General features: G+C 71.5%; 1 protein-coding gene. It reads left to right on the top strand.

Annotation, left to right across the window (positions count from 1 at the left end; all coding sequences use genetic code 11):
* Positions 1–1262 (top strand): polyketide synthase dehydratase domain-containing protein (locus AB0M27_RS47940; protein WP_365732481.1); only part of this gene is annotated, 1262 nt, incomplete at both ends.

A 1262-nucleotide genomic window follows, 5' to 3' on the forward strand; every position in this document is an offset into this window, starting at 1 on the left:
CGCACCTTCACCGTCCACACCCGCACCCCGGACACAGACGAAGACCGCACCTGGACCCTGCGCGCCACCGGCACCCTCACCGACACCACACCCGCGGCAGCTGCCCCGCGGCCCTGGTCGGCCGATGAGCTGGGGAACTCGGAGGATCTGACCGGCTTCTACGACGTCTTGTCCGACCTCGGCTACCAGTACGGCCCCGCCTTCCGTTGCCTGCACACCACTTGGCGGCGCGGCAACGACATCTACGCCGAGATCGCACTCAGCGAGGGCCTCGACGCCTCAGGACACACCGTCCACCCCGCCCTCCTCGACGCCGCGCTGCACCCGCTGGTCGCCCCCACCGGACCCGAGACCCCCCTGCGCCTGCCCTTCGCCTTCACCGACGTCACCGCGCACCCCATCGCCGAGCCTGTCAACGGCCTCCGCGTGCACGCCGCCGCACACCCCGACTCGGCCGACACCGTCACCCTGCGCGCCTACACCCCCAACGGCACCCCAGCCCTGACCATCACCGGCGTCACCCTCGCCACCGCCAACCCCCAGACGCTCAAGGCCCCCACACCCGTATCCGCGGTCGAGTGGGTACCGGTCCACCTCCCCCAGACCGAAACCGTTCAGGGCTTCCCTCAGGACTGGGCACAAGTCGGCGGCGAGAGCCCCCTGCCGGGCATCACCACCCACTACCCCGACCTCGACACCCTCCTCACCGCACTCGACGACGGCTCACCCACCCCCACCACCGTCCTCTACCAAGCCCCCAACCCCGGCAGCGGCCACGACAACCCGGACACCCTCGACATTCCCGCCACCACCCGCACCATCACCACCACCGTCCTGACCTTCCTCCAGACCTGGCTGGCCACCCCCGCCCTCGCCAACAGCCGGCTCGCCGTCCTGACCACCGCAGCCACCACCCCCCACCACCACACCAACCTCCCCCACAGCGCCCTCACCGGTCTGCTGCGCACCGCAAGCACCGAGCACCCCCACACCATCACCCACGCCGACCTGCCACCCACCCCCCTCACCCACGCTGACACCCAGACCCTTGCCCAAGCCATCACCACCGCGATCCCGCACTTCGCCCTCCACAACGGCACCGCGTTCACCCCGCAACTCACCACGCGGACGGTTGCCGTGTCGGAGGTGCGTGAGCTGGATCCGGATGGCACCGTCCTGATCACCGGCGGCACCGGCGGCCTCGGCGCCCTCCTCGCCCGCCACCTGGTCGCCCGCCACGGCGCCCGCCACCTCCTGCTCGC

The sequence above is a fragment of the Streptomyces sp. NPDC052107 genome, assembly GCF_040680215.1.
GTDB lineage: Bacteria > Actinomycetota > Actinomycetes > Streptomycetales > Streptomycetaceae > Streptomyces.